Source organism: Streptomyces sp. NPDC048254 (assembly GCF_043201895.1).
GTDB lineage: Bacteria > Actinomycetota > Actinomycetes > Streptomycetales > Streptomycetaceae > Streptomyces.
Map to the genome: position 1 here is coordinate 180,612 of NZ_JBICZJ010000009.1, position 14,282 is coordinate 194,893.

The window sequence follows — 14,282 nt, forward strand, 5'->3', positions numbered from 1 at the left end:
GGTGGCTCCTTCGGGTACGGGTTGTCGGTGGCTGGTCGCGCTCACGCGGCGGTAGCCGCAAATTCGATACAGCCCCGCGCCCCTAAGGAAGGGGCGCTTGCACCACCGCCAGTAGAGAGCCGGGCTCCACCTGTTGGCCGACCACGACCCGCAGTTCACTCAGCGTGCCGGTGACCGGGGCTGTGATCTGGTGCTGCATCTTCATGGCTTCGAGCCACATCAGTGGCTGTCCGGATTCCACCGGGGCCCCCTCGGCCAACCCCTCCGCCATCCGTACGACCGTCCCCGGCATCGGCGCCAGAAGCGAACCGGGCGCCAGCTGGGCCTTGGGGTCGGGGAAGCGCGGGAGCGCGGTGAGGGTGGTGTTGTTGACGTGGACCTGGTCGCCGTACCTCGTCACCTCGAACCTTCGGCTCACGCCGTCCACTTCGAGTACGACCAGGCGCGCGCCCGCGTGCACGACGCGCACGCCCGCTGCTGTGAGGCCCTCGCGCCCGTGCCGGTAGTGGACCTCGTGTTCCTCGCCCGCCATCAGGTAGCGCTTGGTCTGCGGCTGGGAGGAGACGTTGCGCCAGCCGCCGAGGCGGGAGCGGCCGTGGGCGTCGGCCAGGGCGGCCGCGAGGGGGGCGTGCGGGTCGGCGGCGGGCGCCGTGAGGGCGGTGAGGTGGCGGTCGTAGAAGCCGGTGTCCATGCGGGCGGCGGCGAACTCCTCGTGGCGCAGGGAGCGGACGAGGAGGTCGCGGTTGGTGGCGGGGCCGTGCAGGGTGGTGTTGTCGAGCGCGTGCGCCAGCTTGCGCAGCGCTTCCGTGCGCGTGGGGGCGTACGCGACCGCTTTCGCGAGCATCGCGTCGTAGTGGACGCCGATCTCGTCGCCGTCGGTGTAGCCGGTGTCCAGGCGGATGCTGCCGGGGACGGCGAGGCGGTGCAGGATGCCGGTCTGCGGGGCCCAGTCGTGGGCGGGGTCCTCGGCGTAGAGGCGGGCCTCGATCGCGTGGCCGTGGGCGTGCGGGGCTTCGAGCGGAAGGGCGTGGCCCTCGGCGACGCGGATCTGTTCGGCGACCAGGTCGATGCCGAAGACGGCTTCGGTGACGGGGTGTTCCACCTGGAGGCGGGTGTTCATCTCCAGGAAGTGCGCCTTTCCGTCGGCGACGAGGAACTCGACGGTGCCCGCGCCGACGTAGGAGACGGCGCGCGCGGCGCGCACGGCCAGCGCGTAGAGCTCCTTCGTGAGCCCTTCGGGGAGTCCGGGCGCCGGCGCTTCCTCGATCACCTTCTGATGCCTGCGCTGGAGTGAGCAGTCGCGGGTGCCCAGCGGCCACACCGTGCCGTGCGCGTCGGCGAGGACCTGCACCTCCACATGGCGGCCGCGTTCGATGTAGGGCTCGACGAAGACCTCGCCGTCACCGAAGGCGCTCGCGGCCTCGGCGCGCGCGCCCTCCAACGCGGCGCTCAGCTCCTCGAGGCGGCGCACGACGCGCATCCCGCGCCCTCCGCCGCCCGCGGCCGCCTTCACCAGCACCGGCAGGTCGGACTCGGTGACCTCGCCGAGCGGCGCGATCCCCATCAGCTCCTTGGCGCGCGTCTTGGACGCCATCGCCTCGATCGCCTCCGGCGGCGGCCCGATCCACACCAGGCCGGCGTCGAGGACGGCGCGGGCGAAGTCGGCGTTCTCGGAGAGGAAGCCGTACCCGGGGTGCACGGCGTCCGCGCCGGCGCTCACGGCGGCCTTCACCACCAGGTCGCCGCGCAGGTAGGTGTCCGCGGGCGTGGCGCCCGGCAGTCGTACCGCGGTGTCGGCCACGCGCGCGTGGAGCGCGTTCTCGTCAGCGTCCGAGTACACGGCGACGGTCCGGATGCCGAGGTCGGCGCAGGTGCGGAAGACCCGACAGGCGATCTCGCCGCGGTTGGCGACCAGCAGAGTCGAAATCATGTGATCCCTCACATCCGGAAGACGCCGAAGCCGCCCCGCGCACCCTCGTAGGGGGCGGTGTGGATGGCGGACAGGCACAGGCCGAGGACGGTGCGGGTGTCGCGCGGGTCGATGACGCCGTCGTCGTACAGCCGCCCGGACAGGAACATCGGCAGCGACTCGGACTCGATCTGCTGCTCGACCATCGCGCGCAGGGCGGCGTCGCCGTCCTCGTCGTACGGCTGTCCCTTCGCGGCGGCCGACTGGCGGGCGACGATCGAGAGCACGCCGGCGAGCTGCTGCGGGCCCATGACGGCGGACTTGGCGCTGGGCCAGGCGAACAGGAAACGGGGGTCGTAGGCGCGCCCGCACATGCCGTAGTGGCCGGCGCCGTAGGAGGCGCCCATGAGGACGGAGATGTGCGGTACGCGGCTGTTGCCGACCGCGTTGATCATCATCGCACCGTGCTTGATGATGCCGCCCTGCTCGTACTCCTTGCCGACCATGTAGCCGGTGGTGTTGTGCAGGAACAGGAGCGGGATGTCGCGCTGGTTGGCGAGCTGGATGAACTGGGCGGCCTTCTGCGACTCCGCGGAGAACAGGACGCCCTGGGCGTTCGCCAGTATCCCCACGGGATAGCCGTGCAGGGTGGCCCAGCCCGTCGTCAGACTGGTCCCGTACAGCGGCTTGAACTCGTCGAAGTCGGAGGCGTCGACGAGCCGGGCGATCACCTCGCGCGGATCGAAGGGGATCTTGAGGTCGCCGGGGACGATGCCCAGGAGTTCGTCGGCGGCGTACTTGGGGGGCTCGGCGGGGCCCGGGTCCTGGTGCGCCTTGCGGTGGTTGAGGCGGGCGACCACGCGGCGTGCCTGGCGCAGGGCGTCCGGTTCGTCGATGGCGAAGTAGTCGGCGAGACCCGACACGCGCGCGTGCATCTCCGCGCCGCCCAGGGACTCGTCGTCGCTCTCCTCGCCGGTGGCCATCTTCACCAGGGGCGGTCCGCCGAGGAAGACCTTCGCGCGCTCCTTGACCATGATCACGTGGTCGGACATGCCGGGGATGTAGGCGCCGCCGGCCGTGGAGTTGCCGAAGACGACGGCGACGGTCGGGATTCCGGCGGCCGAGAGCCGGGTGAGGTCCCGGAAGATGGCGCCTCCGGGGATGAAGATCTCCTTCTGGGACGGCAGATCGGCACCTCCCGACTCGACCAGGCTGATGCAGGGCAGCCGGTTGGCGAGGGCGATGTCGTTGGCGCGCAGGGCCTTCTTCAGCGACCAGGGGTTGCTGGCGCCGCCGCGCACGGTGGGGTCGTTGGCGGTGATCAGGCACTCCACGCCTTCGACGACGCCGATCCCGGTGACGAGCGAGGCGCCGACGGCGTAGTCGCTGCCCCAGGCGGCCAGCGGCGACAGCTCCAGGAAGGGGGTGTCGGGGTCGAGGAGGAGTTCGATGCGCTCGCGAGCGAGGAGTTTGCCGCGCTTGCGGTGCCGTGCGACGTACTTCTCGCCGCCGCCCGCGAGGGCCTTGGCGTGCTCGGCCTCCAGGTCGGTGAGCTTGGCGAGCATGGTGTCGCGGTTGGCCCGGAAGTCGGGGTCGCGGGTGTCGAGCGTGGTCTCGATGACCGTCACAGCAGGGCCTCCGGGATGTCCAGGTGGCGGGAGCGAAGCCATTCGCCGAGGGCCTTGGCCTGGGGGTCGAAACGGTGTTGGGCGGCCACACCCCGGCCGAGGATGCCTTCGACGGTGAAGTTGACGGCGCGGAGGCTGGGCAGGAGGTGCCGGGTGACGGTCAACTCGCGGCTCTCGGGTATGAGGTGCCGGAAGGCGTCGACGGTCAGGGTGTGTGCGAGCCAGCGCCAGGCCTCGTCCGAGCGCACCCAGACGCCGACGTTGGCGTTCCCGCCCTTGTCGCCGCTGCGGGCCCCGGCCACCAGACCGAGGGGCGCCCGCCGGGTGGGACCGGCCGGGAGCGGCTCGGGCAGCGGCGGTTCGGGCAGGTCCTGGAGTACGAGGGTGTCCTGGGCCGGCGCCACAGGGATCTGTCGCCCGTCGTGGAGGACGGCCCTATGGGGCACCTCGCCCTGGGGGGCGTACACATCCTCGAAGACCCCGTAGGGCGCGCCCTTTCCAGGTGGCGCGAGCACATGGAAGCCGGGGTAGCTGGCGAGCGCCAGTTCCACGGCGGCTCCGCTCAGCGCCCGCCCGACGGCCTCCTGGTCCCGGTCCCGTACGACGAGCCTCAGCAGCGCACTGGCCGTCTCCTCGGTGTCCGCGTCGGCCCGGTCGGTGCGCACCAGCTCCCACCGCACCTCCTGCGGGGGCGACTTGGCGAGGGCGTCGGTCATCTGCTCGCGTACCAGTGCCGCCTTGGCCTCGATGTCGAGGCCGGTGAGGACGAAGACGACCTCGTTGCGGAAGCCGCCCAGCCGGTTGCGGCCGACCTTGAGGGTCGGGGGCGGTGCCTCGCCCCGCACGCCCTCGATCCGCACCCGGTCCGGGCCGTCCTGGCTCAGCCGGACGGTGTCGAGGCGGGCGGTGACGTCGGGGCCCGCGTACCGGGCGCCGCCGGTCTCGTACAGGAGCTGGGCGGTCACCGTGCCGACGTCGACGAAGCCGCCGGTACCGGGGTGCTTGGTGATGACGCAGCCACCGTCCTCGTGGAGTTCGGCGAGCGGGAAGCCGGGCCGCCGCAGGTCCCGGCCGGCCCCCGCTGCGGCTTCGGCTCCGGCTTCGGCGAAGAAGGCGTAGTTGCCGCCGGTGGCCTGGGTTCCGCACTCCAGGACGTGTCCGGCGACGACGGCGCCCGCGAGCCGGTCGTACTCCCCCGGCTGCCAGCCGAAGTGGGCGGCGGCGGGTCCGGTGACGAGGGCGGCGTCGGTGACCCGGCCGGTGACCACGATGTCGGCGCCGGCCCGCAGGCACTCGGCGATCCCGAAGCCGCCGAGGTAGGCGTGGGCGGCGAGGCTGCCGGGGTGCGCGGCGGTGAGGTCGTCGCCCTCCACATGTGCGACGCGCACAGGGATGCCGAGCCGGTCGGCCAACGTCCGCACCGCGTCGGCGAGTCCGGCCGGGTTGAGGCCGCCGGCGTTGGTGACGATCCGTACGCCGCGTTCATGGGCGAGGCCCAGGCAGTCCTCCAGCTGGCGGAGGAAGGTGCGGGCGTATCCGGCACCGGGGTCCTTCAGCCGGTCGCGCCCCAGGATGAGCATGGTCAGCTCGGCGAGGTAGTCGCCGGTGAGGACGTCGAGTTCGCCGCCGGTGAGCATCTCGCGCAGGGCGTCGAAACGGTCGCCGTAGAAGCCGGAGGCGTTGCCTATCCGCAGGGTCACGCGGCACCGCCCTTCGGGGTGCGGCCGGTGCCGGGCGGCCCCGCGAAGGCCTGGGCGATGTCGAGCCAGCGGTCGGCGTCGGGGCCGACGGCCGTCACGGCGAGGTCGGTGCGGTGGGCGCGCTGGGTGACCAGGAGGCAGAAGTCGAGTGCGGGGCCGGTGACGCGCTGCGGGGCGTCCTCCGGGCCGTAGGCCCACAGCTCGCCGTCCGGGCCGGTGATCTCCACCCGGAACTCCTCGGTGGGCGGGGTGAGGCCGTGTACCAGGTAGGCGAAGTTCCTTGCCCGTACCCCGATGCGGACCACATGTCCGAGCCGGGCGGTGGGGGTGCGGACCACACCCAGGGCGTCGGCGATGTCCTGGCCGTGGGCCCAGGTCTCCATGAGCCGGCCGGTGGCCATGGAGGCGGCGGACATGGGCGGCCCGAACCAGGGGAAGCGGGTGCCGGGTGCGGCCTCCCGCAGGGCCCGGTCGAGCGCGGTCCGGCCCTCGCGCCAGCGGGACAGCAGTTCGGCGGGCGCGAGTCGGGCGCCGTCCTCGGTGCCCTCGTCGACGAAGGTCTCGGGGGCGCCGAGCGCCTTCTCGGCCTCCGCGCGGAAACCGTCCTCGTCCGTCACGGCGAGCAGTGCCGCGCGGTCGGTCCAGTGCAGATGGGCGATCTGGTGGGCGATGGTCCAGCGGGGCGCGGGGGTGGCGAGGGCCCACCGCTCGGTTCCCAACTCGGCTACCAGCCGGTCGAGTTCCGTGCTCTCCTCACGCAGGTCGTCGATGACGGGCGTCGGCTCGGACATGGGGAGGAGCATGGCAGCGACCCGAGAAACAATCAAGCACGCTTGCATGAATTTGGGGTCCGTGGCCCGGAGCGAGGGCTCCGGACTTCCCCCAGCGGCCCTCCTGAGGCGTTCGTGGCCATTCCCGGAACATTCCTGGGGCATTCCTTGGGACGACCCGTCGCGGCACCGGCGCCCGTATGCCCTATGTTCGATGCGAACATCCGGCGATGAAGCGATGTGTGGGGCGTGCGGGGCGTGCGGAGGACAGATGAACTCGCCGTGGGGGCGAAGGCGACGATCGTCGTAGAGCCCACGGCAAGCGGTCGTACGACTGCCGAGGAGATCGCGGACACACCCTCGCGTGAACTCCCCCGTTACTGGCCCCTCCTCCTCGTGGCCGCCGCCGTGCTCCCCGGTACCGGCCTCTTCCTCCTCGGGCAGGGCGTGAGCAAGGCCGCGGTGCAGGCCTGGCAGACGGTGTGCCTCGCGGTGGTCGTGCAGGCGACGCCGTTCCTGCTGCTCGGCACGGCGCTGTCGGGGGCGATCAACGCGTTCGTGCCGGAGCGGGTGTTCACCCGGCTGCTGCCGAAGCGGCCCGCGCTGGCCGTGCCGGTCGCCGGGCTGGCCGGGGTGGTGCTGCCGGGCTGCGAGTGTGCGTCGGTGCCGGTGGCGAACAGCCTGATCGGGCGCGGGGTCACCCCGGCCGCCGCCTTCGCGTTCCTGCTCTCCGCGCCCGCCATCAACCCGGTCGTGCTCACCGCCACCGCCATCGCCTTCCCCGGCACCCCCCTCATGGTGCTGGCCCGGCTGCTCGCCTCGCTGGTGACCGCCGCTGTGATGGGCTGGCTGTGGCTCTGGCTGGGCCGCGAGGAGTGGCTGCGGCCCGCCGTACGGCACACCGGGCACCACGTGGGGCACAGCCGCTGGACGGAGTTCCGGCGCGCTTTCCAGCACGACTTCCTCCAGGCGGGCGGGTTCCTGGTGGTCGGCGCCATGGCGGCGGCCACCTTCAATGTGGCGGTACCGCGCTCGGTGCTCGACACCTTCTCCGGTTCGCCCTGGCTGTCGGTGCTGTTCCTGGCCGCGCTGGCGATCATCCTCGCGGTGTGTTCGGAGGCGGACGCGTTCGTGGCGTCGTCGCTCACGGGCTTCTCGCCCACTGCCCGGCTGGCGTTCATGGTGGTCGGGCCCATGGTCGACCTCAAGCTGATCGCGTTGCAGACGGGCACGTTCGGCCGGGCCTTCGCGGCCCGTTTCTCGGCCGCCACGACGGTCGTCGCGATCCTGTGCAGTGTGGTGGTCGGAGGGGTGCTGCTGTGAGACGTCCGCTTCAGGTGACCCTGCTGGTCCTCAGCGGCCTAGGCCTGCTGCACGCCTCCCTCTTCACCGATGTGTGCCTGCGCTACGTCAAGCCCGGGATGCGCCCGCTGCTGATCGTGTCCGGGTTCGTGCTGCTGGTGCTGGGCATCGCGGAGGCGGCCACGAGGGAGCGAAAGGCGGAGGGCACGGAGGCCGAAAAGGTCAAGGAGACCGAAGGGCACGGGAGGCATGGTGCCGGACCCCACGGTCACGACCACTCCGCCGTCCCCCGGGTCGCCTGGCTGCTTCTGCTGCCCGCGCTGAGCCTGCTCTTCTACGCCCCGCCGGCGCTCGGCGCCTACACCGCCTCCCGGCAGCCCGCCAAGGTCGTGGCGGAGCAGGACGACTTCGACCCGCTGCCCAGGACGTCACCGCTGCCGATCACCCTCACCGACTTCACCACCCGCGTGCAGCAGGACCGCACGCTGGCCATCAAGGGGCGGACCGTGGAGATGAGCGGGCTGGTCACGCCCGTTCCGGGAGGCGGGAGCTGGGACCTGACCCGGATCATCATCTCGTGCTGCGCGGCCGACGCGCAGTCCGTGAAGGTGCGGATCTACGACAGCAGCGTCCCGCCCGCCAACACCTGGGTGTCGGTCACGGGGAACTGGCATCCCGGCGGAAAGCTGGGCACGAAGTCGGCGCCGGTCGCGGTGGACGCCCAGACCGTGAAGAAGATCCAGCGGCCGTCCAACGGCTATCAGGACGCGCTGCCCTTCCCCTCCGCCTGAGGGCCGGCCGCCGCTTCCGGGCCGGCCGCCGCCCGCCGGCCGCGCCCCACCTGGGTGCGGACCGCGCCGATGCTGGCCGCGATGACGAGGGCGATGGCGGCCGCCTGGGTGGCCGTCAGCGCCTGGTCGAGGATGAGGAAGCCGGCGGTGGCGGCGATGGCCGGCTCCAGGCTCATGAGGACGGCGAAGGTGTACGCGGGAAGGCGGCGCAGGGCCAGCAGTTCGAGCGTGTAGGGCAGGACGGAGGAGAGCACCGCGACCGACGAGCCGAGGGCGACGGTGGTCGGGTTGAGGAGCCGGGTGCCGGCCTCGGCGATGCCCAGCGGCAGGAAGAGCAGGGCCGCGACCGCCATGGCCAGGGCGAGGCCGTCGGCCTGCGGGAAACGGCGGCCGGTGCGGGCGCTGAAGATTATGTAGGCGGCCCACATGGCGCCGGCCCCCAGGGCGAAGGCGACACCTGTGGGGTCGAGATCGCTGAAGCCTCCGCCGCCGAGGAGGAAGACACCGGCCAGGGCGAGTCCGGCCCACACCGCGTTGACGGCGCGCCGGGAGGCCAGTACGGACAGGGCGAGCGGGCCCAGCACTTCGAGGGTGACGGCGGGACCCAGCGGGATGCGGTCGACGGCCTCGTAGAAGAGGCCGTTCATCGCGCCCATGGCGGCACCGAAGACGATCACCGTGCTCCAGTCGGTGCGGGAGTGGCCGCGCAGCCGGGGCCGGCAGACCACGAGCAGGACGACGGCGGCCGCGAGGAGCCGCAACGTCACCACGCCGAGCGCGCCGGCCCTGGGCATCAGGGTGACCGCGAGGGCGCCGCCGAACTGCACGGAGATCCCGCCGGCCAGCACCAGGCCGACGGGACCGAACGAGCCGAACCGGTGCGCGGTGCCCGCGCCGGCGGGCTCGGACACGGTGGCGGACGTGGGTGTCGGCGTGGGGGTCGGCTGTGAGGTGCTGGGCGTGATCACGGGCGGTCCAGGGGATTTGCTGTTCATTGCGGTGCACTACTCAGTCCAGGGTAATGGACTTGAACAGGCGCGTGAACCCCTTATGGAACTGTCCCGCCCGCCGACCGCCGGCACCCCGCCTTGCCGAAGGTCACGGCTCACGAGGTCCGGCGCTGGACCGCCCGGTCCCTTTTGCACCGGACCCCGGAGACCGCCGAGGGCTACTTCACGTCGACGTAGTCACCGGTCGCCGTCGAGGCGCCGGTGGTGGCGTTGGTCGCGAAGGAGAAGCGGAAGTACCCGTCGACCGTGGCCTTGGTCGTGGTCTTGAGCGCACCGCCGGTTCCGGCGGTGATGGCCTTCACGTTGGTGTAGGTGCTGCTGGCCTTCTTACGGAACTGCAGCACCACCTTCTGCCCCGCGTAGCCGCCGTACGTGCCGTTGTCCCAGTTGGCGCGCGTCAGCTTGCCGGTGACGGTGACGGTCTTGCCCTTCTTCACCGGCTCCGGCGTGGCGTTGACGGTCAGCTTGGAAGCCTTCTTGATCTTGCCGGTGCCGACGTTGTCGTCGAAGCTGGCGTTCGCGGAGAGGTCGTAGCCGCCGAGGGCGAGCTTCCAGGTGCCGGCGACACCGTTGTTCTTCATGTCGGTGGCCGCGTGGATGTTGAAGACGGCCTTGCAGCTGTAGACGCCGGTCTGGGTGGTCGACTCGGTGCAGACGGGGTCGTCGTCGGTGCCCAGGGCGCCGGTGATGGTGTCCGTGCTGGAGGGGTCGGTGCCCTGCCAGAGGAAGGCCTGGGTGAGCGCGACGCCGCTGGAGCTGGTGGCGGTGTAGGTCGCGGTGACGGACTTGTTCGTGGTGGTGCCGAGGACGATGTCCTTGCCGCCGTTGACGACGCCCTTCGAGAAGGAGATGCTCCCGATTCCGTCCTTCGGCCGGACGGTCTGCGCGGAGTTCGTGGCGTGCACGGCGGGCGCGGAGTTCGCGAAGAAGGAGCTGAGCTGCGCCTTCGCGCTCGGACTCGACGCCGCCTGGGCGGCCATCGGGACAGCGAGCGCGGACAGTGCGACCGCACCGGACAGAACGGTGGCCGCGACGCGTATACGCATGTGAATCCCCCTGGGATCGCGAGGGGCCCGGCGGGTCGCCCCCGGCCGAGCCCATTGGCGTACGCAGCCTACGGACAGCGTGGAGAATTCTTGAAGATCCCTTGTGCAATAGGTGTGTAACAAGGCTGACGTGACGGGCACTCACCAGAGTTGCGGCCCGTCCGGGGGCGGCTCAGATGCCGGGCCAGGGCTCCTCGTCACGGAACAGGGGGCGGCCGTCGGGGAGTGTGGTGGGCACATCCGCCCCGTAGCCGACGTCCATATGGGCGGCCTCCATGTGGGCAGCCTCCGTATGGGACTCGTACATGGGCTGGGGCCATAGCCCCGCGGCCGCGTACACGTCGTAGTTGTGGTCGTAGTCGTACATGTTCCCGTACGGCTGCTGGTACCCGTACCCGCCGGCCTGCGCCCCGGCGTAGGAGGCCTGGGGCACGGGCACGGGCATCGGCTCGGCCACTGGTGCGCCCTGTTCGGTGAAGAGCGGGAGCCGTAGCTCGCCGGTGTCCATCACCGCGTTGTTCTGGGAGCGGTGCAACCGGGAGTAGGCGCCGCCGCGGGCGAGGAGTTCGTCGTGGCGGCCCGTCTCGACGATGCGGCCGCGGTCGACGACGAGGATGCGGTCGGCGTCGGGGGCGAGGTTCAGGTCGTGGGTGATCATGATGGTCGTACGGCCGGTCATCAGGCGCCGCAGCGGCTTGACGACACGGCGCGCGGCCATCGCGTCCAGGCCGGTGGTCGGCTCGTCGAGGACGAGAACGGGCGCGTCGCGCAGGATCGCCCGGGCGATGGCCAGGCGCTGGAGCTGGCCGCCGGAGAGCCGGGCCGAGTTGGGGTCGACCCTGGTGTCGTAGCCGTCGGGGAGCCGGACGATGAAGTCGTGCGCGTCGGCGGCCCTGGCGGCCTCCTCGATGGCCTGCTCGCTGGCGCCGGGGCGGCCGCAGGCGATGTTGGCGCGGACGGTGTCGTGCAGGACGAGGGTCTCCTGCGGGAGCAGGGTGATGTACTCGCGCAGCCTGGCGAGGGGGAAGTCGCGGATCGGGACGCCGTCGAGGAGGATCTCGCCGCTGTCGGGGTCGTAGAAGCGGAGCAGCATCTTGGAGACGGTGGACTTGCCGGCGCCGCTGGGCCCGGTGATGATCACGAGTTCGCCGGGGCTGACCGTGAAGGAGAGGCCCTCCAGGGCGGCCTTGTCGGCTCCGGGGTAGCGGAAGCCGACGTCGTGGAGCTCGACGGTGCCGTCGGGGCGGCCGGTGTCGGTGCCGGTGCCGCGGCGGGGGTCGGTGACCGACGGCCGCACGTCGAGGATCTCGATCAGCCGTTCCGCGCCGGCCGTGGCGGCGGTGACGGTGAGGCCGAGCTGGGCGAGGCCGCGCACGGGCGGGTAGAGATAGCCGAGGAAGGCGGAGAAGGCGAGGAGCTGGCCGAGGGTCATCCGGCCGGTGGAGATCTCCCAGGCGCCGATTCCGATCACCGCGAGGACGCAGATCGTCTCGATGACCTGGACGATCTGCTCGTAGGCCTCGTTGAGGCGGGTGGAGCGGACGGAGGCGCGGAACCAGGCGCTCGCCTCCTCGTTCAGGCGGCGGCGCTCGGCGTCACGACGGTCGTACGCCTGGGTCAGCACGATGTTGCCGAGGGACTCCTCGACCACGGAGGTGATCGCGCCGTCGGCGACCCGGCCCTCCCTGGACACGTCCTTGATGGAGCCGGAGAAGCGGCGGGCGGCCAGCCAGAACAGGGGGGCGAGGACGAAGGTGGCGGCGGCCAGGTCCCAGCGCAGCCAGAACGCGGCGGCCGCGTAGAACAGGGCGCTGAACAGGGCCGACGCGGCGCCGACGAGCCCGGACACCACCATGGTCTCGATGGCCTCGACGTCGCTGGTCAGGCGGGAGAGCAGGTCGCCCTGGCGGTGGCGCTGGAAGAAGTGCGGAGGCAGCTGCTGGACGTGGTCGAAGACGTGCTCGCGCAGCCGCATGACGAAGCGTTCGGTGACCCAGGCGGCGATGGAGTTGCCGGCGTACGCGACGATCGCGCCGACGATCGCGATGCCCAGCCACTGGCCGGCCGGGCTCCAGAAGGCGCTGAGCGAACCCTTCTGCAGAGCGTGGTCGGTGAGGTCGCTGAAGAGCAGGATGGCCTCGGTCTCGGCGAGCGCGGCGATCACCGTGCACACCCAGACGATCACCAGCCAGCCGCGCAGGCCCCGGGTCAGCGGCCAGAAGCGGCGGAAGGCGGTGCGGGCCGGGATGACGGGCGTGTACTCGTCGTCCTCGTCGTACTCGTCGCCGTTCTCGTATTTCGAGGCGTCGACTTCGTACTCGTGTTCCGTGCCGCCACTCTCCTTTGCGCGCATTTCTCACTGCCTCCGCTCTCCGACGCTGGAATTACGGGAATTCAGGAGTGAAAAAGGACCGACGGCGAACCGTCGGTCCTCTTTACGGCTGACTCAGTTGTCCTGGCCGGGGATCGGCTTCGGAAGCGGCTTGTGGGCCTTCTTCTTCGGCTTCGGCGGGGGCGGCGGGGGCAGCTGCTTCTTGGGCTTGGGGGGCAGCGGGGCGAGCTTCTTGAGGCTCATTCCGACTCCTTGAGAGTTCGAGGTGCAAGTGGTGCGGGATGGTACGAGAATTCTCTTGGGCAACGTACGGAGATTTCGGATCGTCATCCTCGGCAATCCCCGCCGCCCGACATCGATGAACTTACACGGCCCGGATCTCAAGGAACAGCAAAGTCGGCTTGCGAACGGCAAACAGGTGCTGTGAATACCTGGGTAACAGCTGTATAACGAGCCCGAACCTGAGAGTTCTCTTATGAACCTGAGAGCCGGCTTATGAAGCGCGGCGGGCCATGTACACGTCGAACGCCTTGTGGAGCAGCCTGTTGACGGGGAAGTCCCACTCCCCCAGGTACTCGACGGCCTCCCCGCCGGTGCCGACCTTGAAGCGGAGCAGCCCCAGCAGGTGGTCGGACTCCTCCAGGGTGTCGGTGATGCCCCTGAAGTCGTATACGGCGGCGCCGAGTTCGTGGGCGTCGCTCATCATCCGCCACTGGATGGCGTTGTTGGGCTGGACCTCGCGCCTGCGGCTGGTGGAGGCGCCGTAGGAGTACCAGACGTGCCGGCCGACGGTGAGCATGGTCGCGGCGGCGAGGACCTCGCCCTCGTGGTGGGCGAGGTAGAGGCGCATACGGTCGGGGTGTTCGGTGGTGAGGGCGGTCCACATGCGCTGGAAATAGGAGAGGGGGCGCGCGATGAAGCGGTCGCGTTCGGCGGTCTCGGCGTAGAGCGTGTAGAAGGCGGGCAGGTCCTCGTACCCGCCCCGGACCACCTTGACCCCCGCCTTCTCGGCCTTCTTCACGTTGCGCCGCCACTGCTGGTTGAGCCCGCGCTGGATGTCATCCAATGGCCGCCCGGCGAACGGCACCTGGAACACGTACCGGGGCTGCCCGGCCGCGAACCCCTCCTCCCCGCCGCCCGCCGCCCGCCGCCATCCCATCCGGCGCAGCCGGTCGCCGAGTTCGAGGGCACGGGGTTCCTCCGAGGTCGCCCCGGCGTCCCGCAGCCGCCGGGCGGCGGGGTCGGCGATCGCCTCCTTCACCGCCTCCGCGCTCCACCGTCGTACGACGACCGGCGGTCCCATCTTCACCGTGAAGGCCCCGCGCCCCTTCAGGTACGCGAGCAGCGGATCGAGCCAGCGCTCCAGCGCCGGGTCGTGCCAGTCGATGACGGGCCCCTCCGGCAGATAGGCGAGATACCGCTTCACCTTGGGCAACGCCCGCAACAACACCAGCCCGGCCCCGACGATCCGCCCGTCCCCGTCGCACCAGCCGAGGCTCTCCGCCCGCCAGTCGGGCTTCACGTCCCCCCAGGACGGCACCTGCATATGGCTGACGGACGGCCGGGAACCGACGAAGGCGAGGTGTTCGGCACGGGTGATCGTCCGAAGGCGAAGGGCTGCTGTCATCGGCGGAACACTCCTCGGACTGCGAAACCGGTCAGTCCGTCAAGGACAACAGACGCACCCCTGGCCCTCGCTTTCCCCACGCCGCCCGAGGACCGCGTGTCGCGGAAACCCGCACCACCGCACCACCACTCCGGCCCGGCCGCCCCGGCCGCCCCGGCCGCCCCGGC

Annotated in this window: 11 protein-coding genes; 2 read left to right on the forward strand and 9 right to left on the reverse strand. The window is 71.2% G+C overall.

Annotated features, from left to right (window positions below; translation table 11 throughout):
* Positions 1 to 82: 82 nt before the first annotated feature.
* The 4 genes from ACGFZQ_RS25410 to ACGFZQ_RS25425 are packed head-to-tail and all read right to left on the reverse strand — an operon-like array spanning position 83 to position 6,028.
* The gene (locus tag ACGFZQ_RS25410) at positions 83 to 1,930 is read right to left on the reverse strand and encodes a biotin carboxylase N-terminal domain-containing protein (RefSeq protein ID WP_393842235.1); all 1,848 of its coding nucleotides are present in this window, start codon (positions 1,928 to 1,930) and stop codon (positions 83 to 85) included.
* 8 nt (positions 1,931 to 1,938) lie between these two features.
* A complete protein-coding gene (locus ACGFZQ_RS25415; protein WP_393842236.1) occupies positions 1,939 to 3,537 on the reverse strand; it encodes an acyl-CoA carboxylase subunit beta in 1,599 nt (532 codons plus the stop codon).
* Positions 3,534 to 5,237, reverse strand: coding sequence for an acyclic terpene utilization AtuA family protein (locus ACGFZQ_RS25420; protein WP_393842237.1), 1,704 nt, complete (start codon positions 5,235 to 5,237; stop codon positions 3,534 to 3,536). The genes ACGFZQ_RS25415 and ACGFZQ_RS25420 overlap by 4 nt, the downstream gene beginning before the upstream one ends.
* On the reverse strand, positions 5,234 to 6,028 hold the full coding sequence (locus ACGFZQ_RS25425) for a TIGR03084 family metal-binding protein (RefSeq protein WP_393842238.1): 795 nt from the start codon (positions 6,026 to 6,028) through the stop codon (positions 5,234 to 5,236). Before ACGFZQ_RS25425 ends, ACGFZQ_RS25420 begins: the two co-directional genes overlap by 4 nt.
* A 324-nt stretch (positions 6,029 to 6,352) precedes the next feature.
* Here ACGFZQ_RS25425 and ACGFZQ_RS25430 point away from each other — a divergent pair, with 324 nt between their 5' ends.
* Both ACGFZQ_RS25430 and ACGFZQ_RS25435 read left to right on the forward strand, forming a co-directional pair.
* Positions 6,353 to 7,330 carry a permease gene (locus ACGFZQ_RS25430; protein ID WP_393842447.1) on the forward strand — a complete coding sequence of 326 codons (978 nt, stop codon included), beginning with the start codon at positions 6,353 to 6,355 and terminating at the stop codon, positions 7,328 to 7,330.
* Positions 7,327 to 8,100: a TIGR03943 family putative permease subunit gene (locus ACGFZQ_RS25435; RefSeq protein ID WP_393842239.1), complete on the forward strand. Its 774-nt coding sequence runs from the start codon at positions 7,327 to 7,329 to the stop codon at positions 8,098 to 8,100. Before ACGFZQ_RS25430 ends, ACGFZQ_RS25435 begins: the two co-directional genes overlap by 4 nt.
* Here ACGFZQ_RS25435 and ACGFZQ_RS25440 read toward each other — a convergent pair.
* From ACGFZQ_RS25440 to ACGFZQ_RS25460, 5 genes are all read right to left on the reverse strand, one after another.
* Positions 8,070 to 9,095: a DMT family transporter gene (locus tag ACGFZQ_RS25440; protein WP_393842240.1), complete on the reverse strand. Its 1,026-nt coding sequence runs from the start codon at positions 9,093 to 9,095 to the stop codon at positions 8,070 to 8,072. The genes ACGFZQ_RS25435 and ACGFZQ_RS25440 overlap by 31 nt on opposite strands.
* Before the next feature lie 173 nt (positions 9,096 to 9,268).
* On the reverse strand, positions 9,269 to 10,156 hold the full coding sequence (locus ACGFZQ_RS25445; RefSeq protein WP_393842241.1) for a hypothetical protein: 888 nt from the start codon (positions 10,154 to 10,156) through the stop codon (positions 9,269 to 9,271).
* A gap of 172 nt (positions 10,157 to 10,328) precedes the next feature.
* On the reverse strand, positions 10,329 to 12,509 hold the full coding sequence (locus tag ACGFZQ_RS25450; RefSeq protein ID WP_393842242.1) for an ABC transporter ATP-binding protein: 2,181 nt from the start codon (positions 12,507 to 12,509) through the stop codon (positions 10,329 to 10,331).
* A 93-nt stretch (positions 12,510 to 12,602) separates the two neighbouring features.
* Complete coding sequence (locus ACGFZQ_RS25455; protein WP_351711793.1) at positions 12,603 to 12,731, reverse strand: hypothetical protein; 129 nt, start codon at positions 12,729 to 12,731, stop codon at positions 12,603 to 12,605.
* A gap of 250 nt (positions 12,732 to 12,981) precedes the next feature.
* The gene (locus tag ACGFZQ_RS25460; protein ID WP_393842243.1) at positions 12,982 to 14,115 is read right to left on the reverse strand and encodes a lipid II:glycine glycyltransferase FemX; all 1,134 of its coding nucleotides are present in this window, start codon (positions 14,113 to 14,115) and stop codon (positions 12,982 to 12,984) included.
* Positions 14,116 to 14,282: the final 167 nt, after the last annotated feature.